Origin of the sequence: Streptomyces sp. Alt3 (genome assembly GCF_030719215.1) — a bacterium.
Taxonomy (GTDB): Bacteria; Actinomycetota; Actinomycetes; order Streptomycetales; family Streptomycetaceae; genus Streptomyces; species Streptomyces glycanivorans.
In genome coordinates, this window is the sequence record NZ_CP120983.1 from 3,568,875 (window position 1) to 3,594,479 (window position 25,605).

Genomic DNA, 25,605 nt, shown 5'->3' on the forward strand with positions numbered 1-25,605 from the left:
GCCGCCCGCGCACCGCACATGCACGGAACGTAATGACGCGATTACGGTACCGCACGCCGTGAGTACCGTTTCGCATATGCCCCGATGTGCCGGTCGCGGTCCAACTCACCCCGCCAGCAGGGCCACCGCCACCTCGTGCAGCAGCTTCGCCTCCACGAACGGGGCCTCCGCGGTGGGCCGCGAGCGCCAGTCCAGGGGCCACGTCCTGCCCCCGAGCGCCGGGATCCCGACGAACGCCTCGCACTGGAGGTCCCGCCCTATCAGCCGCGCGCCGATCGGCCACCGGTAGGCGGCGGCACTCTGCGGCGGCAGCAGGAAGTACGTACTCCTGTCACCCACCCCCGACCGCACGATCGGACCCGCCCGGAAGTCGGTGAACTGCATCAGCTCGTACGCCACTTCATCGCCCGCCGACCCGATGACGCGTACGGCGTCGAAGTGGACGCCGACATGCCGGAGCGCATGCCCGCTCGCGGGAACCCAGGAGGGGACCTGGCCCGGTGAACTTCTCTGATCCATGAGCCAAGCGTGCCGACGAACCCGCGACGTGACCAGCGTCACAGGACAACTGTGCACGGTTGTGTATTCAGGAGGTGGAGTAGTGCGCTCCGGTGAACCCGGAAGTGGTAACGCGCCCCGCTGCGCCCCTCCCGCCCCCGGCCCCCGGCCCCCCGCCCTCGGAAACCAGGAGGACCGCCGCCCCGCGCGCCCGGGACGCCCTCACTCATCCCTTCAGGAACTCGGTGATCTGCGGGGCGATCTTCCGCGGTGCCATGACGACGGCACCATGGCCGAGTCCGGGCAGAGCGCGGTGGTCGGCCTGCGGCAGAATCTCCGTGACGGCGTCGGCGGCACGCCGGAAGGCGGCCGGGCTCTTCCCGCCGGTCAGCACACGGGTCGGTACGGTCACGCCGTTCCACTCCCCGGCGCGCAGCGGCTCGCCCTGCTGGGTGTCACCCATGACCGCGATGTCGTAGGGCAGGGTGCGGGCCATGCCGGTGAGGTTCGACCACACCTTCGGCATGAGCTTCATGAAGAACACAGCGATACCGGGCATGCCCTGCACCCTGGTCATGAAGTACCTGACCGCGTCGCCGTCCCGGCCGTCCGCGAGCAACGCGTTCACCTGCCGCGCGAGATCCCTGGGCGGCCCGTCGTCGTCGCCGGCGACCACGAACGGCGGCTCGTACAACGCGAGACGGTCGACGTTAACTCCGGCGGCGGCCGCGCGCAGGGCGAGGACCGCTCCGGAGGACGAGCCGAACAGCGACGCCGTACCGCCGACGTGTTCGATCAGGGCGGCGATGTCCTCGATCTCCCGGTCAGGGGCGTAGGCGTCCGCGTCTCCGCTGGCACCCCGTCCGCGCCGGTCGTAGTTGATCACGGTGAAGTCCTCGGCGAGGAGCGCGGCGAGCTCGGCGGTGTCGGAGCGGTCCGCCAGCGCCGAGGCCACCAGGACGACGGCCGGCCCGCTCCCCGACCTCTCGAACACGATCTCCGTACCGTCGGCGGAGACGACCTGGTCTCCGGTACCGGCCGACCGTCCTCGTGCTGTTGCCATGTTCGTCTCTCCGTTGCGCGCAGGGCCGACTGGGACGTGAGGTGCTGCTGATATGACCCTCGCCGGGCGCGGAACTCATCGATGCCGCGGAGACCGGGTGGCGCACAAGGCCCGCCCCGGCGGAATCCGCGCAACCCGGTGGCGTCCGCCGCGGATATCGGGAAGGCTCGCGCCCATGGTCTCAGTGGTGCAGAACGTGGCGATCGACTGTGCGGATGCCTATGGGCTGGCCCGGTTCTGGAGCAGTGTGACCGGCAGCCCGCTGGATCCGGAGGCCGCGCCGGGCAGCCGGGAGACCCAGGTGCTGCTGCCGGAGGGCCCGATGCTCTACTTCAACCAGGTGCCCGAGGCCAAGACGGTCAAGAACCGGATCCATCTGTGTCTGCGCCCGGAGACCTCGCGCGACCCGGAGGTGGAACGGCTGACGGGCCTCGGAGCCACCTTGGTCGACGACCTCCGGAATCCCGACGGTTCGGGCTGGACCGTGCTCGCCGATCCTGAAGGGAACGAGTTCTGCGTCCTGCGCAGCGAGTCCGACCGGGCGGCCATGAGCTAGGACCGGGTTCCGGCCGGTCGGCTCCGTCGACGAGGCGGACGGCTCCCGGTCGCTCGACATGATCCTCGACCTGGCCCCGCCCCCGGCGACCGATGACGCGGGTCCCCGGGGCGGCCCGCGGCCTCCGAATCACGCGTCACACGGCCCACGGCCTCCGCGTCACGCGGCCACGGCGACCGCGTCGATGGCCGGTGTACGCAGCGTCCTGCGTGCGGTCCCGAGGCTCGTGCCGAGGGTGACCACCGTGGCGACGGCCATGACGGCCAGCCAGGTGCCCGGTCCCTGGTCGGGCAGGACCTGGTCGGTGCGGACCATGGTGAAGGGGATGATCCCCGCGACTCCCGCGACGGTTCCCAGGACCAGCCCGGTCAGCGTGAGGATCACCGACTCCCAGCCGACCACGCGCAGGACCTGGCCGGGGGTCGCCCCGGCGAGACGCTGCTGCCCGAACTCACGGCTCCGGTAGGAGGTGGCCGCGTAGAGGGTGTTGGCGAGCATGATGCAGGAGAAGACCACCACGATCCCGACGACGACCAGGTTGAGGGTCTCCACGTTCTTGTCCTCGACGGACTCGGCCAGGCCGGACCCGGTGACCCGGCCGGTCTCCACCCCCTGGATGTAGAGGGTGGCGGTGGCCACGCCGGTGAAGATGATCAACGGCATGAGCACTCCGGCGAGTTCGGCGCCCCGTCGGCGCAGGTTCCGGACGCTCAGATAGCCGCCCGCCCCGCCCACCGCCGCCAACGGCCCCCGCAGGAGCACCAGCATCCGCCCCAGCAGGGACGGGGCGAGGACGGCGAAGCCGACGGAGAGAAGGATGGCTCCGTAGGCGGGAAAAGCCATCAGCATCTCGTCGGTGCTGTCGACGGCGTACGTGCTGAGGACGCCCCCGGTCCCGGCCACCAGCGCGGCGCAGCCCGCCAGGGTGCGGGCCCGGGCGCGGGAGGGACTGCGGACTCCGGTGGCGGCCACGGTGGCGCGGCGTACGGCGAGGAACGCCGCGCCGACCGAGGCGAGCAGTACGACGCCGAAGCCCGACCCGAGCGCCACGGCGCCGAAGGCCGGGTCGACCTGGGGAGCGACCTGGCCGCTGTCCTGGAACAGGTCGAGCAGGAGGCGGCCGCCGAGCACGGCGGGCCCGGCGGCGAGCACCGTGCCGGCCAGGGCCACCACGGCGGACTCCCCGACGACCATGCGCGTGATCTGCCCCGGAGTGGCACCCGTGCAGCGCAGCAGACGGATCTCCTCGGCCCGCTGGCGTACGGCGACGGTGAGCGTGGAGGCGATGGCGAAGAAGACGAGGAGGGCGCCGTATCCACCGACGACACTCGCGGCGAGGGTCATGGACTGCGAGCTCACCTCGTCGACACCAGGAGCCGCCGCCGTGTCGTGCAGGGAGCCGAACGTCATGATGATCACGGCGCCTAGGGACGCCGAGAGCAGGGTGGCGAGGAAGCGCCCGGGGCGCTTGCGGACCGAGCGTACGGCCAGGAAGAACATCGCTCACACCTCCGTCAATGAGCCGTTGTCCGCACGCCGTCCGGCCGCGCGGTCCCCGAGGTGGGTCATGCGTTCGGCGACGGCCTCGGCGGTCGGCGCGGTGAGGTGTCCCGCCAGCCGCCCGTCCGCGAGGAAGAGCACCGAGTCGGCGTAGGAGGCGGCCACCGGGTCGTGGGTGACGAGGACGACGGTGCTGCCGTGCCGGCGGACGGTCTCCCGCAACAGGCTCAGCACGTCGCGCGCGCTGCGCGTGTCCAGGGCTCCGGTCGGCTCGTCCGCGAAGATCACGGCGGGCCGGGTGACCAGGGCTCGGGCGATCGCGACGCGCTGGCGCTGTCCGCCCGACAGTTCCCCGGGGAGATGCCCGAGACGCTCGCCGAGCCCCACCTGGGTGAGGATCGCGCGGATGCCGTCCCGGTCGGCCTTGCGTCCGGCCAGCCGGAGCGGCAGCGCGGTGTTCTCCTCGACGGTCAGGGTGGGCAGCAGGTTGTACTGCTGGAAGACGAAGCCGATCCGGTCCCGCCGGAACCGGGTCAGGGCCGCCTCGCCACCACCGCCCATCTCCTCGCCGTCCACGAGGACCTGCCCCCGGTCGGGACGGTCCAGGCCCGCCGCGCACTGGAGCAGCGTGGACTTCCCGGAGCCCGAGGGACCCATGACCGCGGTGAAGCTCCCCGCGGGCAGGCTCAGGGTCACGCCGTCCAGGGCGGTCACCGAGCTGTCCCCGGTCCCGTACACCTTGCTCACCGAAACCAGCCGCAGAGCCTCCGCGGCCCGGCCCGCGGGCCGCCGTTCACGATCGCTCATGGTCATCACCCTCTGCTCGCCGGGCGCACCGTGCGCCGTGTCCACGACGCTACGGACGGGGGCGGGCGGGCACATTGGGCGTACGCCCCGGACCGGAGGGTGGCGCTGGGTACACCCCGCCCGGGGGAAGGCCCCCGCGAGGCACGCGGGCCGTCCGTCGGCCGTCGACTTTCGTCGTCCCCGGTCGCGACCAACGGCCACAGCGGCGCCGGGCCCGGGGGCCCTACCGTGGCCGCGTGACTCGTGTGGAAACCATGACCTCTCCAGCACCGTCCCCCCGGAACACGGCGGGGAGCCCGTTCCCGGCGCTCCGGGCCGTGCCGGGACGGGCTCTTCTCACCGCCGGCATGTGGCCGGCCCGGCGCATCGTCGGCGAACCGCTGCTGAGCCTCGTACTGGCCCTGCTGGCGGCGGGAACGGGGGTCGTGGAGCACCACGGCCCGGCAGGGGCCGTCGGCATCGGGCTCGGCGCCGCGCTCCTGTCACCGCTGCGCCGGGTGCTGCCCGCGACGGTGCTGCTGGCGGCCGCCGTCGGCTGCGCCTGGCTCAGCGGCTTCGGGCCGCTCCTCGTCGTCGCGTCCTGGTCGGCCGGGCGCCGGATCGACGGGCTCGGCAGGGCGGCCGGCGTCTTCACCCTCGCCTACGGCCTCGTCCTGGGCCTGTCGGTCCTGTCGGAGATGCCGCACTTCTCGCTCTCGCTCACCGCGTTCGCCGGACTGCTCCTGCTGATCCCGCTCGCGCTGCCCGGACTCGCGGGCCGCTACTGGTCGCAGCGCAGGACCCTGACCGAGACCCTCGACGAGTACAACGCCCAGCTCCTGCGTGAACGCGTGATGATCGCCGGGCACGCCCGGATCCGGGAGCGCCAGCGCATCGCCCAGGACATGCACGACAGCCTGGGCCACCAACTCGCGCTGATCGCCGTCCACACGGGGGCGCTGGAGGTGGACCGTGAACTGACGGGGGCCCAGCGGGAGGCCGTGGGTGTGCTGCGCGAGGCGTCGGTGGCCGCGATGCACGAACTGCGGGACGTGGTGGGCGTGCTGAGGGACGGAGTCGAGGCCCCAGGCCCGGCGGGCGCCCAGGACACAGGCGCGTACGGAGAGGAACCCGGCACGCCGGCACGCGGGGTGGCCGGCGTCGACACCCTGGTGGACGCGTCCCGCAGGGCGGGGGCGGCCGTCGAGCTGAGGCGCTCGGGGGACGTACGCACACTCGCCCCGACCACCGGTCAGGCCGCGTACCGCGTGGTCCAGGAGGGCCTGACCAACGCACACAAGCACGCCCCCGGCGCCCCGATCGTCGTCGGACTGCGCTACGAACCGGACTCGCTCGTCGTGGAGGTCGCCAACGGCCCGGCGCCGGAGCCTGCGGACGGTGTGCCGAGCGGGCGCCAGGGACTGACCGGGCTGGAGGAACGGGCCCGGCTCGTGGGCGGGATGGTGCACGTGGGCCCCACTCCGGACGGCGGCTTCCGGCTGGCGGCCGTGCTGCCGTACACCGCGCAGGGCGGCGACCCCGCGAGCGCTCCGCGCGACGGTGCCGGGACGACGTTCGTCGCTGCCACGGACGACTTTCGGGCGCAGAATCCGGCAGGCCGTCCGGGCGACAGTGATGGCGTCATCGACCGGAACGGTCTCCCGAAGGAGTTGGCCAGAGCAATGAGCAGGACCAAGAGGGGCAACGGAATAGCGATCGGCTGCGGGCTGGCGGCCCTGGCCGGCGTGGTGCTGGTGGGCGCCGTGGTCGTGGGAGGGATCTTCCTCATGCGCGAGGCGGACAAGGGCATGATCGAGCCCTCGCAGTACGAAGCGGTGAAGATCGGTCAGTCCGAGGCGGAGGTGCGCGCCCAGCTCCCGAGCGGCGATTCCCTCCTGCGTCCCGGATCACTCGCGGGCGCGCCGGCCGAACCGGAGGGTTCGACCTGTCTCGTCCTCCTCTCCACGGAGTTGGGGAGCAGTTTGGATACCGAACCGGTGTTCCGGTTCTGCTTCAAGGACGGCAGACTGATCGAGAAGAAGACCTTCGAGGTCGAGAGCTGAGGGGCCGGGCCCCTCGGTGTCCGGCGCGTCGGCCGGATCGAGGATGATGACGGGGTGCCCGCAGGTATGACCGCTCAGGACCGTGCAGGAGAGTCGTGATCAGGGTTCTTGTCACGGATGACGAGCCGCTCATTCGGGCGGGCATCAGGATGATCCTCTCCTCGGCCGACGACATGGAGGTCGTCGCGGAGGCTGCGAACGGCCGCGAGGCGGTCGACATCGCACGGTCGCAACGCGTGGACGTGGCGCTGCTCGACATCCAGATGCCGGTCATGGACGGTCTGACGGCCCTGGGCGAGCTGCGCCGGTCCGCCCCCGAGGTGCGGGTGCTGATCCTGACGACGTTCGGGGAGAGGCAGAACGTCCTGCGGGCTCTGGGGTCGGGGAGCGCGGGCTTCCTGCTGAAGGACTCGGCACCCGCGGAACTCATGCGGGCGGTGCGGGCGGCGGCGGCCGGAGAGGCCTACCTGTCGCCCGGCGCCACCCGGCACGTCGTCGACTCCCTGGCGTCCGGGGGTGCCGCGGACCGTGCCGAGCGGGCGCGCCGGAGGCTGGAGAAGCTGACCGAGCGCGAACGGGACGTCCTGGCCCTGCTGGGTGAGGGCCTGTCCAACGCGGACGCCGGGCAGCGGATCCACATGAGCGAGGCCACGGTCAAGACCTACGTCAGCCGCATCCTCGCCAAGCTGGGGTGCGACAACCGGGTGCAGGCCGCCCTGCTGGCCCGGGACGCGGGCCTCGGCGCCTGACGCCGGCGGACCGCACCGCCTCCGTACCGCCGACGCCCCGTCAACTGCCCGCCTCCGCCTCGTCAGCGCTCCGGGAACGCCTCCCCGCACGCGCTGCAGAACTTCGGCGCCCGGTCCGCCGACAGCCGCCCGCACTCCGGGCACACCAGGTCGAGCATGCAGGGCGCCTCGCCGCCCTCGTACGCGGGAGCGCGCACGGCCGGCCCGACCGCGAGCCCCGGGCGACGGCGGTGCACGGTGAGATACGTCAGCCCCTCGGGCCCCGCCTCCAGGGAGCGGCGCGAGGTGCGCGGCAGCCAGGTCACCGCTGTCGGGACGAGGTTCAGGGTGCCACCGGCTCCCGTGCGCAGGCTGCCCGTGCCCGCGAGGACGACGAGGAGCACGTCCAGGACGTCCTCCTGGTGCTCAGCGACCCCCGCGCCCGGCGGCAGTTTGACCACATTGGCGTCCAACTCCCGCCCTTGTTCGGCGAGTCGCCAGAGCGCGCCGCGCTCACCGGTTGCGGCAGAGGCGAGTACTTCGTCCAGTACCGCCAGCACCTGCGGGGTGGCGTTCACGCCGCGGCCTCCTCGTCGTCGCGCTCGCGGGCCTCGTGGACCTGGCCCAAGTCGTTCTCCGCCCGGTGCTTCACTGCGGGCAGGAGGCCGCTCCGGCCGTGCCCGGGCTCCGTCAGCTCGTCGTCCACGCGCACCGCGGTGCGGATTGCCATGAGCCTTCTGCCTCCGGTCCTGCCTGTGGGTGGCCGACGCACCTCGAAGTACGCGCTTACCGGGGGAGAGTAACTCTTCACGGGTTCGTGGGGCGGAGGGCGCCCGTCCGGGGCGGCACGTCCCCGTGCCGTGAAACCCACAGGTCAAGAGGTTGCGGGCCGGACGGAGGGCCTCCGTAAGTGGAGGCCTGCACCCTCCGGCCCGAATCCCCCGAACGGGCCCGGCCGCCGCTGTACTCTCGCCCCATGATCCAGCCGACGCCCTCGACAGCCCCGGTCCCGGACGCCGAGTGCGCCGCGCTCACCCGGACCCTGCGCCGCCGGGGCACCGTCGTCCTCTCGGTGTTCGCCCTCGTCTGGACCTTCGCCGGGGCGTCGGGTCTCGCCTCGCCGGGCGCCGCACTGGCCGTCGAGATCCTCGCGGTGCCGGTCACCGCGGTGGCGATCCTCCTCGCCTACCGCAAGGGCGCCGCCCCGTCGCCCCGCATGGTCGACCTGCCCGGGAACTGGGCGCGTTCGGTCGGCATCGTCAACGTCGTCGAACTCGCGGCGATCTTCGCGGTGATCGCCGCGTCCAACGCGTCGGGCCACCCCGGGTTCATCCCGCCGTGCATCGCGCTGGTGGTCGGTCTGCACTTCATCCCGCTCGCCCGTCTCTACGACCAGTGGCAGTACAAGGGCACGGCCGCTGTGCTCAGCGCCGTCGCCGTCCTCGGCCTCGCGCTCATCGCGGCCGGACTCCCGGACGTGAGCGTGCGCGCCGTGGTGGGCCTGGCCTCCGCGGTGACGCTGTGGGCGTCCGCCTACCACGTCGCCGTCAGGGGCTGACGGCCACGCGCGGCGGGCACCCGCTGCCCACACGGTCCTCCGGTCGGGCGCGCTCCGGGGCCCGCCGCCGCCCGGTCCCGGCCGGAAGCCGCTGGGTAGGGTGGGCGCGACAGCCCATCGTGAACCGGAACGAGGAACTGACGTGAGCGAGTCGGCGGCCATCGCCCTGCAGCAGGAGATCGCCCGCGAGCTCGAGGTCGCGGAGACCTTCGAGGCCGAGAAGGAGATCGAACGCCGTGTGGCGTTCCTGACCGAGCGGCTGACCTCCACCGGCCTGCGCTCCCTGGTCCTCGGCATCAGCGGGGGCGTGGACTCCACCACCGCCGGCCGGCTGTGCCAGCTCGCCGTCGAGCGCGCCCGGGCCGCGGGCCACGAGGCGCGGTTCCACGCGATGCGGCTGCCCTACGGGGTCCAGGCCGACGAGCACGACGCCCAGCTCGCGCTCTCCTTCATCCGCGCCGACCACGTGCTGACCGTGGACATCAAGCCCGCGACCGACGCCATGCAGGAGTCGCTGCTCACCGGCGACGTGGCCTTCCGCGACCCGCACCACCAGGACTTCGTGCTCGGCAACGTCAAGGCCAGGCAGCGCATGATCGCCCAGTACGCGGTGGCCGGCGCGCACAACGGCCTCGTCGTCGGCACGGACCACGCGGCCGAGGCGGTCTCCGGCTTCTTCACGAAGTTCGGCGACGGCGCCGCCGACCTGGTCCCGCTGACCGGGCTCACGAAGCGCCGCGTGCGGGCGGTCGCCGAGACGCTCGGCGCACCCGCCGAACTGGTCGGTAAGGTGCCGACGGCCGACCTGGAGACCCTCGCCCCGGGCAAGGCGGACGAGCACGCGCTCGGCGTCACCTACGACGCGATCGACGACTTCCTGGAGGGGAAGCCGGTGGACGAGCAGACCTTCGGGACGATCGTCGGCCGCTACCGCCTCACCGACCACAAGCGCCGGCTGCCCATCGCCCCGTGACGCATGGGGCGGCGTCGGGTCGGCCGGTCCGACCCGCGCGGACGGGAACAGCGCACCACGCATGAGGGGTCGGTTCGCCGGCCGAGGGGGACCGCGGCAATGGACAGGCAGCCCGACGAGAAGTACCCGCCGGCCGAGCCCTACGACCAGGGGATGCTGGACGTAGGCGACGGCAACCTCGTCCACTGGGAGGTCTGCGGCAATCCGGCCGGCAAGCCCGCCCTGGTCGTGCACGGCGGGCCCGGCTCGGGATGCGGCACCCGCCCCCGGCAGTACTTCGACCCGGACCTCTACCGCGTCGTGCTCTTCGACCAGCGCAACTGCGGCCGCTCCACCCCGCACGCGAGCGACCCCGCCACCGACCTGCGGCACAACACGACGGCGCATCTGGTCGCGGACATGGAGCTCCTGCGCGAGCACCTCGGCATCGAGAAGTGGCTCCTGCACGGGTGGTCGTGGGGGTCCACGCTCCTCCTGGCGTACGCCGAACAGCACCCGGAGCGGGTCTCGGAGATCGTGATCTCCGCCGTGACGACGACCCGGCGCAGCGAGATCGACTGGCTGTACCGCGGGGCGGGGCAGATCTTCCCCGAGGCCTGGGACCTGTTCCGGGCGGGCGTCCCGGAGGCCGACGGCCCCGGTGACCTGGTCGCCGCGTACGCACGGCGGACGGAGAGCCCCGACCCCGGGGTGCGGGCGAGGGCGACGGCCGACTGGTGCGCCTGGGAGGACGCGGTGCTCTCCATGGAGGCGCACACCGGTCCGCCCCCGTACGGTGGCCGGCCCGGCCGCGACCGGCTGGCGTTCGTCCGGATCTGTGCGCACTACTTCGCGCACGCCGCGTGGCTGGAGGAAGGGCGGCTGATCCGGGACGCGGGCCGTCTCGCGGGGATCCCCGGCGTCCTGGTGCACGGCCGCTTCGACCTGGGAGGACCGCTGACCACGGCCTGGGAACTGGCGAAGGCCTGGCCGGACGCCGAGCTGACGGTGATCGACGCCGCGGGCCACCTGGGCGGCCCGGCGACCTCCCGGGTGGTCCTGGCCGCGCTGGACCGGTTCGCGCGGCGCGTATGAGATCGACGCTTGCCTGGAGCACACTCGAAGGAGTTGGGTTGGCCCCATGAAGTACACGCAGCTCGGACGCACCGGACTCAAGGTCAGCCGCCTCGTTCTGGGGACGATGAACTTCGGCCCCCAGACCAACGAGAGCGACAGCCACGCGCTCATGGACGCCGCCCTGGAGGCGGGCGTCAACTTCTTCGACACCGCGAACGTCTACGGCTGGGGCGAGAACAAGGGCCGCACCGAGGAGATCCTCGGCACCTGGTTCGCCCAGGGCGGCGACCGCCGCGACAAGGTCGTCCTCGCCACCAAGGTCTACGGCAACATGGGTGCCGACGGCGAGGCATGGCCCAACCACGACAAGCTGTCCGCCCTGAACATCCGCAGGGCCGTCGACGCCAGCCTCAAGCGGCTGCAGACGGACCACATCGACCTGTACCAGTTCCACCACGTCGACCGGGACACCCCGATCGACGAGATCTGGCAGGCCATCGACGTACTGATCCAGCAGGGAAAGATCCTCTACGCGGGCTCGTCCAACTTCTCGGGCTACAAGATCGCCCAGGCCAACGAGCGGGCCGCCCGGCGCGGCAGCTACGGCCTCGTGAGCGAGCAGTGCATCTACAACCTGATGGAGCGCGGGGCCGAGATGGAGGTCATCCCGGCCGCCCAGGAGTACGGCCTCGGCGTCATCCCGTGGTCCCCGCTGCACGGCGGGCTGCTCGGCGGCGCGATCCGCAAGGAGCGCGAGGGCAGCGGCGCCCGGTCCACCTCCGGCCGGTCCGGCGACGCGCTGGCCGACCCGAAGGTGCGGGCGCAGATCCAGGCGTACGAGGACCTGCTGGAGAAGCACGGCCTGGAGCCCGGCGAGGCGGGCCTGGCCTGGCTGCTGACGCGGCCGGGCGTCACGGGCCCGATCTCCGGCCCGCGCACCCAGGAGCAGCTCGACTCGGCGCTGCGCGCGGTGGAGCTGGAGCTGTCCGACGAGGTGCTGAAGGCGCTGGACGAGATCTTCCCCGGCCCGGGCCCGTCGCCGGAGAACTTCGCCTGGTAGGAACGGCAGGGCCGTGTGCGGCCTCCGCCCCGGGGTTCAGCCCCCGAGGGCGGAGGCCGCCGCCACGACGACGAACATCAGAACGAGCACGGCGGCCATGATGCGGTTTCTGGTCTTGGGATCCACCCGACGAGCGTAACCGGCCCGCTCACCGGCCCAGCGGCCAGGCCCGCACCACCTCGTACCTCGGCTGCTCCCCCGGCACCCCGTCCACCGGCAGATCGCTGCGTACGAGACCGATCTCTCCGGCCTCCCACCAGATGCCCTCGAAGCCCTCCAGAGCGGCCGTGTACGGGCTCAGGTCGGCCTGGGCCCTGCTGCGGGCAAGGGTGAGGTGCGGGGTGTGGCGGCGGTGCTCCTCCATGGGGATCCCCGACTTGCGCGCGGCGGCGGAGGCCCGCTGCGCCAGCAGCCGCAGGGTGCCGAGGCCGCCCTCCGCCCCCGCCCACAGCGCGCGCCCGTCGAACCGGCCGCCGCCGCGGATGCGGAGGGGGAAGGGCTCGGTGCGGCGCGCGGCCCGCGCCAGTCGCGTGCACAGCTCGGGCATCAGCTCCTCGTCGACGTTTCCGAGGAAGGCCAGCGTGTAGTGCCAGCCCGCACGCGCGGTCCAGCGGAGGTCCGCGGCTCCGGGCAACCGGTGCAGCGGGGCGACGGCCCCGGCGAGCTCGTCCGCCGCGGGGCCGGGCGGCAGGACGGCGGCGAAGAGTCTCTGACTGCGCGTGCTGCTCATGCGGTGAGTGTCCCAGCGTCCCCACGTGTCGGGGGGGGCGGGCGGGCCTGTCGTCGTCCGTTCCCCCGCGACCGGTACGGGAAGCCGCGAACGGTACGGGAACGCCGCCCCCTCCGGCAGGGAGGCGGCGGCGTACGCGGGCGGCGCTCAGGCAGCCGTGGCCAGCTGCTCGCGCGGGACGAACCGCACATGACGGCGGCCGGGCCGCAGGTCGACCTTGAGCCGCAGACCGCCGACGCGGGTCAGGGCGAAGCCGACACCGAGTGCGGCCAGCATCGAGATCGCGCCGCCGGCCGCCATGCCGGTCCTGGCGCCGTAGACGTCGCTGATCCAGCCGACGATCGGGGCGCCCACGGGCGTGCCGCCGGCGAAGACCATCATGTAGAGGCTCATCACCCGGCCCCGCATCTCCGGGTCCGCGGCCATCTGGACGCTGGTGTTCGCGCTGATGTTGGTCGTCAGCCCGATCATGCCGATCGGGACGAGCAGCAGCGAGAACAGCCAGACGGACGGAGACAGCGACGCGGCGATCTCCAGGGCACCGAACAGGGTGGCCGCGGCGACCAGCATCCGAAGACGCGAGGAACGGCGGCGGGCGGCGAGCAGGGCTCCGGCGAGGGAGCCGGCTGCCATGAGGATGTTGAAGAACGAGTACATCCCGGCGCCGCCGTGGTAGATCTCGTCGGCGAAGGCCGTCAGCCAGATCGGGAAGTTGAACCCGAAGGTGCCGACGAAGCCGACCAGGACGATCGGCCAGATCAGCTCGGGTCTGCCCGACACGTAGCGCAGTCCTTCGCGCAGTTGGCCCTTGGCGCGCTTGACCGTCACGGACGGGTGGAGCTCCTCGGTCCGCATCATCATCAGGCCGACGAGGGGCGCCGCGAACGACAGGCCGTTCAGCAGGAACGCCCAGCCACTGCCGACCGTCGTGATCAGGACACCCGCGACGGCGGGGCCGATCAGCCGGGCGGACTGGAAGTTCGCCGAGTTCAGGCTGACCGCGTTGCGCAGCTGCGCGGGGCCGACCATCTCGGAGACGAACGACTGGCGGGCGGGGTTGTCGACGACGGTCACCATGCCGAGGAGGAAGGCGACCAGGTAGACGTGCCAGACCTCGACGACGCCGGAGAGGGTCAGGACGGCGAGTGCGATGCCGCACAGGCCGAGCGCTGCCTGGCTGATGAGGAGCAGCCGCCGCTTCGGGAGCCGGTCGGCGATGACGCCGCCGTACAGGCCGAAGAGGAGCATCGGGAGGAACTGGAGGGCCGTGGTGATGCCGACGGCGGCGGCGGACCCGGTGAGGCTCAGGACGAGCCAGTCCTGCGTGATGCGGGACATCCAGGTACCGGTGTTGGAGATCACGGCGCCCGTGGCGAACAGGCGGTAGTTACGGATCTTCAGCGACGAGAAGGTCCCGCCGGTCTTGCTCTCGTGGGTGGAAGTCGGTGCGGGGGCGGAGTCTGCTCCGGATCCCGTACTCAAAAGGGTTCGCCTCCTCGGGCGTATACGGCGTTCGGACTGACGGGAGGTGGGCGGGGCTCCGCGGGCTGCCGACCCGCGCGCCCCGCCGGTGTCACAGGTGGGCGAGCTTCTCCAGCACGGGCGCGGCGGCCCGCAGCGTCTCCCACTCCTCCTCGTCCAGGCCCTCGGCGAGGTCGGCCAGCCAGGCGTTCCGCTTGTCGCGGCTCTCGGCGAGCATGGCTTCCGCCTGCTCGGTCCGGCTGACCATCTTCTGCCGACGGTCATCGGGGTGCGGTTCCAGTCTGACCAGGCCCTTGGCTTCCAGCAGCGCGACGATCCGGGTCATCGACGGCGGCTGCACGTGCTCCTTGCGGGCCAGCTCACCGGGAGTGGCGGAACCGCAACGGGCGAGTGTGCCGAGCACCGACATCTCGGTGGGGCTCAGCGACTCGTCGACCCGCTGGTGCTTCAGGCGACGGCCCAGCAGCATCACGGCGGAGCGGAGGGAGCTCACGGCGGCGGCACTGTCGCCGTCGTGGATCAGGTCAGGCATGTTCCTTAGCGTAACTCATTAGCAATGCTAAATACCACCTGGTGGTACGCGCGCGAGAAACTGATCACCCGAACGAGTGAGTATGGGGCGGAAAGAGGCGCGAAAGTGCTGTGTGTGCCGCGACCCTGCTTGGCATGGGATCGACAGTGCTCAGCCTGCGCATAGACGGTGAGCTGCTCGAGCGGCTCCGCCGGCACGCCGCCAGACGCGGCATGACCGTCCAGGACTACGTGGTCCGGACGCTCGTCCGCGACGATTTCGACGAGCGTTTCCACGCCGCCGTCGACGAGACGGAGAAGTTCTACGGGGAGGAGCCCCGTCACGCGGACCCGGCCGACCGGGTCACATGACGGAGTTCCGCCCCGCAGGGGTGGAGACGTCCGTACGTGCTTACGTGAGGCCGAGCGCCGGCATCGCGTAGTAGAAGACGAAGACCGCGGACACCACGTACATGGCCGCCGGGACCTCACGGCCACGGCCGGCCGCCAGGCGCATCACGCTGAAGGCGATGCAGCCGATGCCGATGCCGTTGGTGATCGAGTACGTGAGCGGCATCATCAGCATCGCGAGGAACGCCGGGATCGCGAGGGTCATGTCGCCCCAGTCGATGTCCCGCACATTGCCCGCGAGGATCAGGAACCCGACCGCGATCAGGGCCGGGGTGGCCGCCTGCGAGGGAACCATCGTCGCCAGCGGCGTCAGGAACAGCGCCACCGTGAAGAGCAGGCCGCTCACCACGCTCGCAAGACCCGTACGGGCACCCTCACCGACGCCCGCCGTGGACTCCACGAAGCAGGTCGAGGCCGAGGAGGAGCTGATGCCGCCCGCGGCGACGGCGACACCGTCGACGAGGAGGACCTTGTTGATGCCCGGGAAGTTGCCGTCCTTGTCCATCAGCTTGGCCTCGTCGCCGACGCCGAGGATGGTGCCCATCGCGTCGAAGAAGCAGGACAGCAGCACGGTGAAGACGAAGAGGATGCCGGTCAGCAGACCGACCTTGCCGAAGCCGCCGAACAGGCTGACCTCGCCGATTAGCCCGAAGTCGGGTGACGACACCGGGTTCCCCGGCCACGCCGGGACGGTCAGACCCCAGGCGTCGGCCGGCAGGTCCGCGACCGCGTCGATGACCAGCGCCACGACCGTCATGACGACGATGGAGAGCAGGATCGCGCCGGGCACCTTGCGGACGATCAGCGCGAGGGTCAGCAGCGTGCCGAGGATGAAGACCAGGACGGGCCAGCCGTTGAGGTGGCCGTCGCTGCCGAGCTGCAGCGGCACCGTGGTGTGCGCGGCGTCCGGGATGCGGGAGACGAAGCCCGAGTCGACCAGACCGACCAGCAGCACGAAGAGACCGATGCCGATCGCGATGCCCTTGCGGAGCGAGCGCGGCACGGCGTTCATCACGCGCTCCCGGAGCCCGGTCGCCACCAGCAGCATCACGACGATGCCGGCGAGGACGACCATGCCCATCGCGTCCGCCCAGCTCATGCGGGGGGCGAGCTGGAGGGCGACGACGGTGTTGACTCCGAGGCCGGCGGCGAGCGCGATCGGCACGTTGCCGATGACACCCATCAGGAGCGTGGAGAACGCGGCCGCCAGCACGGTGGCCGTGACGAGCTGGCCACCGTCGAGCTGGTGCCCGTACATGTCCTTCGCGCTGCCGAGGATGATCGGGTTCAGCACGATGATGTACGCCATCGCGAAGAAGGTGGCGAATCCGCCACGGATCTCGCGCGCGACCGTCGACCCCCGCTCGGAGATCTTGAAGTAACGGTCGAGGACGCCGTGCGGCTGCTGCGGCATCGGAGGCTGATCGACCGGAGCGGTGGCCGAGGAGGACATGTATGACCTTCAGTCGTGCATCGAGGGGATGAAAACAGTCAGATTTGGATGTTCACACGAATAATTCGAGTCATCCACAAGCAGATTCAGTATGAATACATAAGCCAAAGATCGCTATCTCCGCGCGTAGATCCTTGGGCCGTCTGGCTCGCAGCACCCCCGGCTAGACTGATCGCATGGAGAAGTGGACACCCAAGCACGAGGCGCCCGAACCCCTGGAGGGGCCGGTCGTCGCCACCGTCACCGGCGGCACGATCCTGTGGTTCGTCCTCTTCGTGGTCCAGGTCCCCTTCTACGGCTGGTTCGACGACCGCGGGCACGCCTGGTGGATCTGGGTCTGTCTGGCCGGCGCCGGCCTCGGCCTGATCGGCATCTGGTTCGTCCGCGGGCGTGACGCGGCGATCAAGCGCGCGGCCGCGCGGGCCGCCGAGGAGTCCGCCCCGGACACCGCGCACCCCTGACGGCCTCCGCCCACACGCGACGCCCTCCCCCCGTGGGAGGTGGCACCGCGTACGACCACGGGACCATTCCGCTCCTCCCCCGGTCTGATCTTCAGCCGCCCGGCGGGTGAACAGCCCCGGGCACCCGTACGGTCGGATTCATGACGCAGCGGGCACTCGACTCCTCCGGTGAGCGACCGGACTCCGTACGCACCTCTCCCGCGCCGGCGGGTGGGCTGACCACCGCCGAGGTCGCCGAGCGGGTGGCACGGGGCGAGGTCAACGACGTACCGGTCCGCTCGTCCCGGTCGGTCACCGAGATCGTCCGCGCGAACGTCCTCACCCGGTTCAACCTGATCATCGGCGTGCTCTGGGTGATCATGCTGTTCGTCGCGCCGATCCAGGACAGCCTCTTCGGCTTCGTGATCATCGCGAACACCGGGATCGGCATCGTCCAGGAGTGGCGGGCCAAGAAGACCCTGGACAGCCTCGCGGTGATCGGCGAGGCCAGACCGACGGTGCGGCGCGACGGCAGACCGGCCGAGGTCTCCGTGTCCGAGATCGTCCTCGGTGACCTGGTGGAGCTGGGCCCCGGGGACAAGGCCGTCGTCGACGGCACGGTCGTCGAGGCCGACAGCCTGGAGATCGACGAGTCGCTGCTGACGGGCGAGGCCGACCCCGTCGTGAAGCGGCCCGGCGACCCGGTGATGTCCGGCAGCTTCGTCGTCGCCGGGGGCGGTGCGTTCACCGCCACCAAGGTCGGCCGCGAGGCCTACGCCGCGCAGCTCGCCGAGGAGGCGTCCCGCTTCACGCTCGTCCAGTCCGAACTGCGCAGCGGGATCAGCACGATCCTCAAGTACGTGACGTGGATGATGGTGCCGACCGCGATCGGGCTGATCATCAGCCAGCTGGTCGTCAAGGACAACAACTTCAAGGACTCGGTCGCCCGCACGGTCGGCGGCATCGTCCCGATGATCCCCGAGGGCCTGGTCCTGCTCACCTCGGTCGCCTTCGCGATCGGCGTCATCCGGCTCGGCCGCAAGCAGTGCCTCGTGCAGGAGCTGCCCGCCATCGAGGGGCTGGCCCGCGTCGACATCGTCTGCCTGGACAAGACCGGCACCCTCACCGAGGGCGGCATGGACGTCACCGAGGTCCGCCCGCTGAACGGTTCCGACGAGGGCTACGTGCACCGTGTCCTGGGCGCCCTGGGGGCCTCCGACCCACGGCCCAACGCCAGCCTCCAGGCCATCATCGACGCCTACCCGGACGGCGGGGGCTGGGACGTCACGGGGACCGTGCCCTTCTCCTCGGCCCGCAAGTACAGCGGCGCCTCCTTCGGCGAGGGGAACGGCGACGCGTCCGCCTGGCTCCTCGGCGCCCCCGACGTGCTGCTGGCCCCGGACGACCCCGCCCTCGCCGAGACGGGCCACCTCAACGAACAGGGGCTGCGGGTCCTGCTCCTCGCCCGGGTGCGGGGCGAGCTGGACGCCCCGGAGGCCGCCTCCGAGGCCGTGCCGGCCGCACTCGTCGTCCTGGAGCAGCGGCTGCGGCCGGACGCCGGGGAGACCCTGGCCTACTTCGAGGACCAGAACGTCGCCGCGAAGGTCATCTCCGGCGACAACGCCGTCTCGGTCGGCGCGGTGGCCCAGAAGCTCGGCATGCCGGGCGCCGAGCACGCCCTCGACGCGCGCAGGCTGCCCGAGGACCGCGACGACATGGCCACGGAGATCGAGCGGAACGCGGTGTTCGGCCGGGTCACCCCGCAGCAGAAGCGCGACATGGTCGCCGCGCTCCAGACCCGCGGGCACACCGTCGCGATGACCGGTGACGGCGTCAACGACGTGCTCGCGCTGAAGGACGCCGACATCGGGGTCGCCATGGGATCGGGCTCGGAGGCGACCCGCGCGGTGGCTCAGATCGTGCTGCTGAACAACAGCTTCGCGACGCTTCCGTCGGTCGTGGCCGAGGGCCGCCGGGTCATCGGCAACATCACCCGGGTCGCCACCCTGTTCCTGACGAAGACCGTCTACTCGGTGCTGCTGGCGATCCTGGTGGTCTGCTTCCAGGTGGAGTACCCGTTCCTGCCCCGCCACCTGACGCTGCTGTCGACACTGACGATCGGCATTCCCGCGTTCTTCCTGGCGCTCGCGCCCAACAAGGAGCGTGCCCGGCCGCACTTCGTGCGCCGCGTCATGCGGTACGCGGTCCCGTCAGGGGTCATCGCGGCGGCGGCGACCTTCACCACGTATCTGCTGGCCCGCCACCACTACGCCGGGACGGGGGCGCTGGACGCGGAGACCAGCGCGGCCACACTCACGCTGTTCCTGGTCTCCATGTGGGTCCTGGCGATCATCGCCCGCCCGTACACCTGGTGGCGGATCGCCCTGGTGGCGACGATGGGCCTGTGCTTCCTCGTCGTGCTCGCGGTGCCGTGGCTCCAGGACTTCTTCGCCCTGAAGCTGGTCGGGACCACGATGCCGTGGGCCGCGGTCGGGATCGCGGCGGTAGCGGCGGCCGTCCTCGAACTGGCCTGGAGGCTGGTCGGCCGCCGCTTCCCCACTTAGATCCGTGAACACGTGGATCCGTGAACACGTAAATCCGTGAAGGTGTCGCCCTTCGGCTACTTCACGTCGACGAAGTCACCCGCGGCCGTGACGGTCGGGGTGGTGGACGTACCGGCGAAGCTGTAACGCCAGTAGCCGTCCACGGACGCCTTGACCGTGGTCTTCAGCGCGCCGGTGCTGCTCGACTTGATGGTCTTGACGGTGGTGTAGGTGCTGCTGGTCTTCTTACGGAACTGCAGCTTGACCGCCTGGGTCGCGTAGCCCTTGTAGGTGCCGGTCTCCCAGTTGGCACGCGAGAGCTTGCCGGTGACCGTGATGGTCTTGCCCTTCTTCACGGGCTCCGGGGCGGCGTTGACGGTCACCTTGGAGAGGCGCTGGACGCGCGCCTTGGAGTAGAAGTCGTTCCACGCGACCGAGGACTGGTCACCGGCGAGCGCACCCGCGGTGACGTGCCAGGTGCCGGCCAGGGCGTTCTTGTACAGGTCCTCGCCGGGGACGATCGTGATCGTCATCTTGCAGGTGGCGGTGGTGGCGCTGGACTTGGTGCAGGTGGCCGCGTCCTCGTTCGGCGCCACCCAGCCGTCGACGTTCGTCTCGACGTCCGTGCCGTGCCACAGGTCGACGTAGCCGTCGGCGATGCCGGACGGGTGCGAGGCGGTGACCGAGACGCTGATCTTCTTCGAGGCCGTGGTGCCGAGGACGATGTCCTTGCCGCCGTTGATGACGACCTTCGAGATCACGGGCTCGGACACGGCGACGCGCGCGGCCGCACGCGGGGCCTTGGCGCCGAGGCCGAACGCCTCGGCCGCGGTGGGCTTGTCCAGGCTCGGAACAGCCTGGTCGCCCGCCTGCGCCGCCGGAACGGCGAGGGCGGACAGGGCCAGGGCGCCGGAAACAGCGGCGACAGTGGCACGAATACGCATGTGTTCCCCAAGTGGAGAAGGGGGCCCGTGGCAAGTCCCTCGTCCGACGGTCCCCATGTGGTCTGTGAGTCTGCTGACTCCACAGACCCAGACAGGTCACACACGTGAAAGGTTGTGCCCACTCGGCAACTTTCCTGTGAAGATCAGATCAACTGCGCGACTCCTTGGCTCAGCTGCAACGGCAGACCTCCGACCGACGTCTCCGTCAAGAAGCATGACTTCATGGACGCGGAGGAGGACACCGATGATCGACCCGCTCACCGGAGTGGTCGTGGTCGCAGCCGTGGGAGCGGCGACGGCTTTCGTGAGTGACCGGATCCTCCGCAGACGGAAGCGCGCGTTCCGGGACCGCTACGGAACCTACGACGGATTCCGGACGCGGGTGGACGCGGACGAGGTCCGCGCCGTACGCGACGCGCGGGGCGAGGTCGCGGCGGTCAAGGCCGTCCGTGACCGCCACCCGCTCGCCTCGCTCGCCCACGCGCACCGGTACGTCAAGGAGCTGTGAGCCCCGGCACGGGACCGCTCAGTCGAACCAGCGGTCCCGGGCCAGTTCCTCCGTGCGCGACGGGTCCTCCAGCAGAGCGGCCACCTCGAAGCGGCGCGGCCACTGGCCGGCGGCCCAGGCGAGACCGGCCGCCACGCCCTCCAGGGTGGAGGCGTGGACCACTCCGTCCGGGGTGCGGCGCCAGTCCAGCTCCACACCGCCCGCGCGCAGTTCACCGTGCTCGATGTAGGTGTCGGGGGTCCCGGCGCCGAGCAGGATACGGACGGAGTCCGGCACCCGGTGTTCCTCGCCCCGCGTCGTCACCACGGCCTCGACGCTCTCGCCGAGCCGCCGCACCTGGAGCAGGTCCGCCAGCTCCGCCGCCCGCGCCGGGGCCACCGGCAGCAGCGGGAGGCCGCCGGTCAGCGGCAGCAGGTCGGGGGCGTCGGCGATCACCACGTCCGCCGCGTCGGCGACCCGCACCTCGTCGTCCACGACGGCCCGCAGCTCGTCGGGCAGCGTGACCTGCTCGGGGTCCATCTCGGCCAGCGCCGTGTAGAGGGAGTGCAGCTGCACCGGACCGACGGGACGCTCCTCGTCCGCGAGCCGCCCCAGCAGCTCGGCCGCCCCGCCCGGCTCGTCCAGGAGCGCGGCCACCGAGGTACGTACCCCGAGGGCGCGCAGCACCTGCGCGTCGTCGAAGCCGGTCGCGTCGGCGGAGTCGTACAGACCCTCCAGACGCGGGTCCCCGCCGGCCGCGCGCAGGCCGGCCGGGCGGCGGCCGTCGAGCACGGGGTGGTCCCGCAGCCACCACGCGGTGTAGGGCCGCACCGACTGCGTCGTACCGTCCGGGAGCAGCACCCGTACCGGCTGGGTCAGCGCGTCGCGCAGCGGCGGACGGGCCAGCATCGCGAGGGCCTGCGGCCAGGCGTCGTCGTCGACGAGGTCCAGATCCCGTACGGCGACGAGCTCCGTGGCGACCGGGGGCACCGGGGTGTCCGGGAGCTGGTCCAGCACGTCCTCGCACCACACGTCGACGGCGTCGAGCAGACCGGCGTCGTCGGGCTCGGCGAAGTCGCTGTCACGGGGCTCCAGTTCGTCCGGGTCCAGGACGACGTCGGTGGCCCGTACAAGTGCGAAGGTGGCCAGCACCCCGCAGGCGGTCAGGGGCTGTTCACCCCAGCGCTCGGCCAGCTCGGCGTCGCACAGGGCGAGTTCACCCTCACGCATCACCTGGGCGAACGGGCTGTCCGGCAGCACGAGTTCACCGGCGGGCGCCGGTTCGCCGTCCTCGTCGGGCAGGGCCAGCGCCCCCAGCCACGGCTCGTCGCCCGGGGCCAGGTCCGCGTCGCGTACGAGGGTGAGGACGGTCTCGGCGAGCTCGTCCGCGTCCAGGGCGTCCTCGTCCCAGATCTCGCCCGCGTCCAGCGACCCGGCGACGGCGGCGCGGACCTGCGGGGTCGTCAGGACGGCCCGGGGGGTGGCGGGCAGCGCGCCCAGCTTCTCCAGCAGGGGGTGGGCGGCGTCGGGGTGGGCCACCTTCAGACCGAGCCGGGCCAGCTTGCCCAGGACGGGTGAGGCCGGCTCGTCGGGCAGCGGCAGCAGGACCTGGCGGGGTCCGATGGTGGTGCGGGGCGCGTCCGCGGAGCCCGCGAGGGGGACGGGCAGCCCGGAGAGCCGGTCGGGGTCGACACCGGCCAGGCTGTCGTACAGCCGGCGCCACCACTCCGGGTCACGCTCCAGGCCGGCCAGCCGGTCGACGGCCTCGGTCAGCGGGACCCGGGCGACGCCGAGGGTGCGCAGCTCGGCGCGGCGCTCCAGCCCGGCCGGCAGCAGACAGGGCAGGACCTCGGCGAGGACCCGTACGGTCTCCGCGCCGACGCCCTCGACCACCTCGGCCTCGACCGGCCGCAGGGCGGTCGTGTCCCGGCCCGGCACCCCGGCGCCGTCCCAGTCGTCCCACTGCCCCGCCGCCTCGGCGGGGTCCCGGGGCGCCGCGGGCTCCAGGAAGGCGACGCGCGGCAGCCGCTCCAGGATCGCGGCGCGCAGGGCGCCGTCCAGCTGCCCCTTGCCGAGCGCCCCCGGCACAAGGGCGATCGTGGCGACGGAGACGGGCTCCCACGCGGCGAGCAGCTCGGCGTAGGAGTCGGCCGCGCGCTCCACCAGGAAGTCGGTCAGCGGGCCCGGCGCGGGGTGGCGGCGGGTGGTGTCGAGCGGCAGCGAGGCGATCAGCAGCGCGGGGACGCCGAGGGGTTCGTCGGTGGGGGTCGGGGCGTGCACGACGGGCGCCGTACGCGGGTGCAGGGGCGCCCCGTCCTCGTCGACGGGCACGGCCCACGTCACCGACCAGTGCGGACGCAGCCGCTCCTCGACGGGCCGGTCGGCCAGCAGCGCGGGTTCCAGCGGGCCGTTGCCGGCGGCGGTGCGCCAGCGGTGGAGGCCGCGCACGGAGTCGTCGACGTGCGTGTACGGGCCCTGCTGCGAGCGTCGCAACGTCCGTACGCCGTCGGGGGTTTCGATCACGACCTCGTCGAGGCCCGGCAGGGTGAGCAGCAGGGCGTCGTCGACCCCGTCGAGCAGCCTGCCCACGAGGTCCTCGGCGACGCCGTCGCGGAGCGGCAGGACGACGACGGTGTCGTACCCGTCGGGCGCGGTGCCCTCGGCGGGCAGCGGCAGCCGGAGCAGCGGTACGTGTCCGTCGCGGCGGCGCAGTTCGTCGCCTAGGCCGGGGCTTCCGACGGAAGCCTGACGCGCGAGGTCACGGGCCTCCGCGAGGGACCAGCGGACGCCTCCGTGGCGCCCGATCACGGCGGGCTCGTCGCTGACGGCCAGCACGGCGGCGAAGCCGACGCCGAAGCGGCCGACGGCCGACTCGTGGCCCTCGCGCTTGGCCGAGGCCCGCAGCGTGCTCAGCGACTCGACGCCGGTCGCGTCGAGAGGGGCACCGCTGTTGGCGGCGGCCAGGACGGCGGGGCCGTCACCGGACGCGGCGTGCAGGGTGAGGCGGAGCCGGCCGGGGACACCGGCGCGGGCGGCGGCGTCGGCGGCGTTCTGCGCCAGCTCGACGACCAGCCGGTCGCGGTAGCCGCCGAGAGCGAGGTCCTCCTCGGCGTTGGCGTCCTCCCGGAAGCGGGCGGGACCCGCTCCCCAGGCGTCGAGCACGCCGCGCCGCAGTCGCGCCGTCCCGAACGGATCGGCCCCCTCGGTCGCATTCATGCCCACGCTCCTACTCCGCTCTTCCGGTGACCCGTGACGCCCAGTGTGCGCCCGAAGGTACCGCGACCGGGAACCCCCGCAGCGCCCCGTCCCCGGGCAGCGCTCCGGCCTCGGATTCCCCCCGGACGCCGCCCGGGACACGACGGTCGTCGTCGTCCGGGGTCGCGGGGGTGTTCCCCCGGAGGAGGCACCCGGGAGCGCGGAGGAGCTCGGAGGGTGCGGGAGCAGCCCGCGGCACGCCGCTGCCGGGGTCCGGCGCGGTGCCGGACCCCTGGACGGGCGGGGACGTCAGGAGTGGCCCAGGTCTTCCGTCGAGCCGTCGGGCTGGGCCGGGACCGAGCCGGAGTCGTCCGCCGGACGCAGCGGGTAGTCGTCCACCCGCATCGTGTCCAGCGCGTGCGGCGCCGGCTTCGGGGGCTTCGGCATGACCGCGGCCTCGGAGTGGCCCCCGCAGCCGTACGACAGGGAGACCACCCGGCCGTCCGCCGGGGCGAACTCGTTCGCGCAGACCCCGAAGGCCTGCCTCAGCGAGCCCGCCATCGGGACCAGGAACGCACAGGAGACGCAGGACGCCGGCGCCGCCTGCGCCATGGGTGTCCTCGCGCCGAACTCCTCGTCCCACCGGTCCGCCGCGAGCCCCAGCCCGTACCGGGACAGCACCCGGGCACGGCGCGTGCCGAGCTCGTCCGCGACCGAGGCGATCGAGCCGCGGCTCGTCGCGGGCAGCGTCGTCAGCTCCGCGTCCTCCGCGTCGGCGAGGGCTGCCAGCTCCTGGGACACGTCGGAGACGGCGGAGTTCGGCAGGGGCTCGTCCTCGCCCGTCCAGCCGGGCTCCAGGCGCGGGTCCTCCGCCTCGGTCGGCAGGAGGTCGCCGGGGCCCATGTCACCGGGCCGCAGCCGCTCGCTCCAGGGCACCCACTCGGGGGCGAGGAGCGCGTCGGAGCCGGGCAGCAGCACCGTTTCGTCAAGGGTGACGTTCTTGGCGCGGGAGGCCCTGGCGACCGTCACCGCCCAGCGCCAGCCCCGGTAGCCGGGCTCCTTGGACTCGAAGTAGTGCGTGACGACCCGGTCCCCCTCGGAGACCAGGGCCACGTGCTCACCCACCACTCCGGGCGCGGCGGCCTCCTCGGCCGCCGCGCGTGCGAGGTCTACCGCCTCGGCGCACAGACGGTCAGGGGCGGGGGTACGGGCCGTACGGCTTCGCGTCGTCGCAGCACTCACAGGTCTCGCTTCTCTCCATACGCCGTCTCACGAGCGCGCCAGCAGCTCCATCGATGTCCGATTTCGGCCATGACAGTTGTGGGCGGAGCGGACCTGGGGGCCGCGTCGACGTCCACACCCGTTGTGCCTGCCTCGGGCGCGCCTTCTGCCACCCATTCTGCGGGATCGCGGAGAGGCACGCGGCCAAGAACAACCGCCGGTGGCGCGTGAGTGCACGCTACCCTCTCCGCCGCCCCGAGCCCACCTGCCCGTCCCAAACAGGTCCGTAACCCTTTCGGACCGCCTCCGTGTCCGCCGCCGGGCCAAAGGCGGAAACGCCCGGGACCA

24 protein-coding genes are annotated in these 25,605 nt (G+C 72.2%); 11 read left to right on the forward strand and 13 right to left on the reverse strand.

The features are described 5' to 3' along the window. Positions 1-105 precede the first annotated feature (105 nt). Together P8A20_RS15415 and P8A20_RS15420 are read right to left on the reverse strand one after the other, a co-directional pair. The gene (locus tag P8A20_RS15415; protein WP_306103675.1) at positions 106-519 is read right to left on the reverse strand and encodes a hypothetical protein; all 414 of its coding nucleotides are present in this window, start codon (positions 517-519) and stop codon (positions 106-108) included. A 205-nt stretch (positions 520-724) separates the two neighbouring features. Next, positions 725-1,561 carry an alpha/beta fold hydrolase gene (locus P8A20_RS15420; protein WP_147961849.1) on the reverse strand — a complete coding sequence of 279 codons (837 nt, stop codon included), beginning with the start codon at positions 1,559-1,561 and terminating at the stop codon, positions 725-727. Between the two features lie 175 nt (positions 1,562-1,736). Between P8A20_RS15420 and P8A20_RS15425 the strand changes: the two genes are divergently transcribed. Beyond that, positions 1,737-2,117 (forward strand): VOC family protein, encoded by a 381-nt coding sequence (locus tag P8A20_RS15425; RefSeq protein WP_187282303.1) that lies wholly within the window; start codon positions 1,737-1,739, stop codon positions 2,115-2,117. A 159-nt stretch (positions 2,118-2,276) separates the two neighbouring features. On the opposite strand, the gene P8A20_RS15430 is transcribed toward P8A20_RS15425, so the two are convergent. Then, entirely contained in the window at positions 2,277-3,617 is a 1,341-nt protein-coding gene (locus P8A20_RS15430; RefSeq protein ID WP_306103677.1) for an FtsX-like permease family protein, read from the reverse strand. A gap of 3 nt (positions 3,618-3,620) precedes the next feature. After that, positions 3,621-4,424 carry an ABC transporter ATP-binding protein gene (locus P8A20_RS15435; RefSeq protein WP_371606224.1) on the reverse strand — a complete coding sequence of 268 codons (804 nt, stop codon included), beginning with the start codon at positions 4,422-4,424 and terminating at the stop codon, positions 3,621-3,623. A gap of 347 nt (positions 4,425-4,771) precedes the next feature. On the opposite strand from P8A20_RS15435, the gene P8A20_RS15440 reads away from it, so the two are divergent. Together P8A20_RS15440 and P8A20_RS15445 are read left to right on the forward strand one after the other, a co-directional pair. Further along, on the forward strand, positions 4,772-6,466 hold the full coding sequence (locus P8A20_RS15440) for a sensor histidine kinase (protein ID WP_147961853.1): 1,695 nt from the start codon (positions 4,772-4,774) through the stop codon (positions 6,464-6,466). 95 nt (positions 6,467-6,561) lie between these two features. Further along, positions 6,562-7,215: a response regulator transcription factor gene (locus tag P8A20_RS15445; protein WP_306103678.1), complete on the forward strand. Its 654-nt coding sequence runs from the start codon at positions 6,562-6,564 to the stop codon at positions 7,213-7,215. Positions 7,216-7,277: 62 nt separating this feature from the next. Here P8A20_RS15445 and P8A20_RS15450 read toward each other — a convergent pair whose 3' ends face one another. Together P8A20_RS15450 and P8A20_RS15455 are read right to left on the reverse strand one after the other, a co-directional pair. Beyond that, positions 7,278-7,772 (reverse strand): hypothetical protein, encoded by a 495-nt coding sequence (locus P8A20_RS15450; RefSeq protein WP_306103679.1) that lies wholly within the window; start codon positions 7,770-7,772, stop codon positions 7,278-7,280. Beyond that, positions 7,769-7,924 (reverse strand): hypothetical protein, encoded by a 156-nt coding sequence (locus P8A20_RS15455; RefSeq protein ID WP_187282428.1) that lies wholly within the window; start codon positions 7,922-7,924, stop codon positions 7,769-7,771. The genes P8A20_RS15450 and P8A20_RS15455 overlap by 4 nt, the downstream gene beginning before the upstream one ends. A gap of 246 nt (positions 7,925-8,170) precedes the next feature. Here P8A20_RS15455 and P8A20_RS15460 point away from each other — a divergent pair, with 246 nt between their 5' ends. The 4 genes from P8A20_RS15460 to P8A20_RS15475 all read left to right on the forward strand — a co-directional run bounded on the left by P8A20_RS15460 (position 8,171) and on the right by P8A20_RS15475 (position 11,841). Then, positions 8,171-8,752: a hypothetical protein gene (locus tag P8A20_RS15460; RefSeq protein WP_306103680.1), complete on the forward strand. Its 582-nt coding sequence runs from the start codon at positions 8,171-8,173 to the stop codon at positions 8,750-8,752. 142 nt (positions 8,753-8,894) lie between these two features. After that, a complete protein-coding gene (gene nadE, locus P8A20_RS15465) occupies positions 8,895-9,725 on the forward strand; it encodes an NAD(+) synthase (protein WP_147963970.1) in 831 nt (276 codons plus the stop codon). Positions 9,726-9,824: 99 nt separating this feature from the next. Further along, on the forward strand, positions 9,825-10,799 hold the full coding sequence (pip, locus tag P8A20_RS15470; protein ID WP_147963971.1) for a prolyl aminopeptidase: 975 nt from the start codon (positions 9,825-9,827) through the stop codon (positions 10,797-10,799). 46 nt (positions 10,800-10,845) lie between these two features. Next, on the forward strand, positions 10,846-11,841 hold the full coding sequence (locus P8A20_RS15475) for an aldo/keto reductase (RefSeq protein ID WP_147963972.1): 996 nt from the start codon (positions 10,846-10,848) through the stop codon (positions 11,839-11,841). 148 nt (positions 11,842-11,989) lie between these two features. Here P8A20_RS15475 and thpR read toward each other — a convergent pair whose 3' ends face one another. From thpR to P8A20_RS15490, 3 genes are all read right to left on the reverse strand, one after another. Beyond that, entirely contained in the window at positions 11,990-12,571 is a 582-nt protein-coding gene (thpR, locus tag P8A20_RS15480) for an RNA 2',3'-cyclic phosphodiesterase (RefSeq protein WP_306103681.1), read from the reverse strand. Between the two features lie 147 nt (positions 12,572-12,718). Next, complete coding sequence (locus P8A20_RS15485; RefSeq protein ID WP_147963974.1) at positions 12,719-14,053, reverse strand: MFS transporter; 1,335 nt, start codon at positions 14,051-14,053, stop codon at positions 12,719-12,721. A 91-nt stretch (positions 14,054-14,144) separates the two neighbouring features. After that, complete coding sequence (locus P8A20_RS15490; protein WP_147963975.1) at positions 14,145-14,585, reverse strand: MarR family winged helix-turn-helix transcriptional regulator; 441 nt, start codon at positions 14,583-14,585, stop codon at positions 14,145-14,147. A gap of 134 nt (positions 14,586-14,719) precedes the next feature. Here P8A20_RS15490 and P8A20_RS15495 point away from each other — a divergent pair, with 134 nt between their 5' ends. After that, the gene (locus tag P8A20_RS15495; RefSeq protein ID WP_187282430.1) at positions 14,720-14,935 is read left to right on the forward strand and encodes a hypothetical protein; all 216 of its coding nucleotides are present in this window, start codon (positions 14,720-14,722) and stop codon (positions 14,933-14,935) included. Between the two features lie 40 nt (positions 14,936-14,975). On the opposite strand, the gene P8A20_RS15500 is transcribed toward P8A20_RS15495, so the two are convergent. After that, positions 14,976-16,427 carry an NCS2 family permease gene (locus P8A20_RS15500; RefSeq protein WP_306103682.1) on the reverse strand — a complete coding sequence of 484 codons (1,452 nt, stop codon included), beginning with the start codon at positions 16,425-16,427 and terminating at the stop codon, positions 14,976-14,978. A 176-nt stretch (positions 16,428-16,603) separates the two neighbouring features. On the opposite strand from P8A20_RS15500, the gene P8A20_RS15505 reads away from it, so the two are divergent. Both P8A20_RS15505 and P8A20_RS15510 read left to right on the forward strand, forming a co-directional pair. After that, entirely contained in the window at positions 16,604-16,888 is a 285-nt protein-coding gene (locus P8A20_RS15505) for a DUF2530 domain-containing protein (RefSeq protein ID WP_147963977.1), read from the forward strand. 140 nt (positions 16,889-17,028) lie between these two features. Beyond that, positions 17,029-19,431 (forward strand): HAD-IC family P-type ATPase, encoded by a 2,403-nt coding sequence (locus P8A20_RS15510; protein WP_306103683.1) that lies wholly within the window; start codon positions 17,029-17,031, stop codon positions 19,429-19,431. A 56-nt stretch (positions 19,432-19,487) separates the two neighbouring features. Here the strand turns inward: P8A20_RS15510 and P8A20_RS15515 are convergent, their stop codons facing one another. Further along, complete coding sequence (locus P8A20_RS15515) at positions 19,488-20,354, reverse strand: calcium-binding protein (RefSeq protein WP_147963979.1); 867 nt, start codon at positions 20,352-20,354, stop codon at positions 19,488-19,490. A gap of 244 nt (positions 20,355-20,598) precedes the next feature. Here P8A20_RS15515 and P8A20_RS15520 point away from each other — a divergent pair, with 244 nt between their 5' ends. Beyond that, positions 20,599-20,862: a hypothetical protein gene (locus P8A20_RS15520; RefSeq protein ID WP_306103684.1), complete on the forward strand. Its 264-nt coding sequence runs from the start codon at positions 20,599-20,601 to the stop codon at positions 20,860-20,862. 18 nt (positions 20,863-20,880) lie between these two features. Here P8A20_RS15520 and P8A20_RS15525 read toward each other — a convergent pair whose 3' ends face one another. Both P8A20_RS15525 and P8A20_RS15530 read right to left on the reverse strand, forming a co-directional pair. Next, a complete protein-coding gene (locus P8A20_RS15525; RefSeq protein WP_306103685.1) occupies positions 20,881-24,057 on the reverse strand; it encodes a sacsin N-terminal ATP-binding-like domain-containing protein in 3,177 nt (1,058 codons plus the stop codon). A 288-nt stretch (positions 24,058-24,345) separates the two neighbouring features. Continuing rightward, positions 24,346-25,278 (reverse strand): DUF3027 domain-containing protein, encoded by a 933-nt coding sequence (locus P8A20_RS15530; RefSeq protein ID WP_187282431.1) that lies wholly within the window; start codon positions 25,276-25,278, stop codon positions 24,346-24,348. Positions 25,279-25,605 lie beyond the last annotated feature (327 nt).

Bases quoted from the DNA above. Each gene is read 5' to 3' on its own strand.
- P8A20_RS15415 (WP_306103675.1), bottom strand. From the start codon at position 519: ATGGATCAGAGAAGTTCACCGGGCCAGGTCCCCTCCTGGGTTCCCGCG.
- P8A20_RS15420 (WP_147961849.1), bottom strand. From the start codon at position 1,561: ATGGCAACAGCACGAGGACGGTCGGCCGGTACCGGAGACCAGGTCGTC.
- P8A20_RS15425 (WP_187282303.1), top strand. From the start codon at position 1,737: ATGGTCTCAGTGGTGCAGAACGTGGCGATCGACTGTGCGGATGCCTAT.
- P8A20_RS15430 (WP_306103677.1), bottom strand. From the start codon at position 3,617: ATGTTCTTCCTGGCCGTACGCTCGGTCCGCAAGCGCCCCGGGCGCTTC.
- P8A20_RS15435 (WP_371606224.1), bottom strand. From the start codon at position 4,424: ATGAGCGATCGTGAACGGCGGCCCGCGGGCCGGGCCGCGGAGGCTCTG.
- P8A20_RS15440 (WP_147961853.1), top strand. From the start codon at position 4,772: ATGTGGCCGGCCCGGCGCATCGTCGGCGAACCGCTGCTGAGCCTCGTA.
- P8A20_RS15455 (WP_187282428.1), bottom strand. From the start codon at position 7,924: ATGGCAATCCGCACCGCGGTGCGCGTGGACGACGAGCTGACGGAGCCC.
- P8A20_RS15460 (WP_306103680.1), top strand. From the start codon at position 8,171: ATGATCCAGCCGACGCCCTCGACAGCCCCGGTCCCGGACGCCGAGTGC.
- pip (WP_147963971.1), top strand. From the start codon at position 9,825: ATGGACAGGCAGCCCGACGAGAAGTACCCGCCGGCCGAGCCCTACGAC.
- P8A20_RS15475 (WP_147963972.1), top strand. From the start codon at position 10,846: ATGAAGTACACGCAGCTCGGACGCACCGGACTCAAGGTCAGCCGCCTC.
- thpR (WP_306103681.1), bottom strand. From the start codon at position 12,571: ATGAGCAGCACGCGCAGTCAGAGACTCTTCGCCGCCGTCCTGCCGCCC.
- P8A20_RS15490 (WP_147963975.1), bottom strand. From the start codon at position 14,585: ATGCCTGACCTGATCCACGACGGCGACAGTGCCGCCGCCGTGAGCTCC.
- P8A20_RS15495 (WP_187282430.1), top strand. From the start codon at position 14,720: ATGGGATCGACAGTGCTCAGCCTGCGCATAGACGGTGAGCTGCTCGAG.
- P8A20_RS15500 (WP_306103682.1), bottom strand. From the start codon at position 16,427: ATGTCCTCCTCGGCCACCGCTCCGGTCGATCAGCCTCCGATGCCGCAG.
- P8A20_RS15505 (WP_147963977.1), top strand. From the start codon at position 16,604: ATGGAGAAGTGGACACCCAAGCACGAGGCGCCCGAACCCCTGGAGGGG.
- P8A20_RS15510 (WP_306103683.1), top strand. From the start codon at position 17,029: ATGACGCAGCGGGCACTCGACTCCTCCGGTGAGCGACCGGACTCCGTA.
- P8A20_RS15515 (WP_147963979.1), bottom strand. From the start codon at position 20,354: ATGCGTATTCGTGCCACTGTCGCCGCTGTTTCCGGCGCCCTGGCCCTG.
- P8A20_RS15520 (WP_306103684.1), top strand. From the start codon at position 20,599: ATGATCGACCCGCTCACCGGAGTGGTCGTGGTCGCAGCCGTGGGAGCG.
- P8A20_RS15525 (WP_306103685.1), bottom strand. From the start codon at position 24,057: ATGAATGCGACCGAGGGGGCCGATCCGTTCGGGACGGCGCGACTGCGG.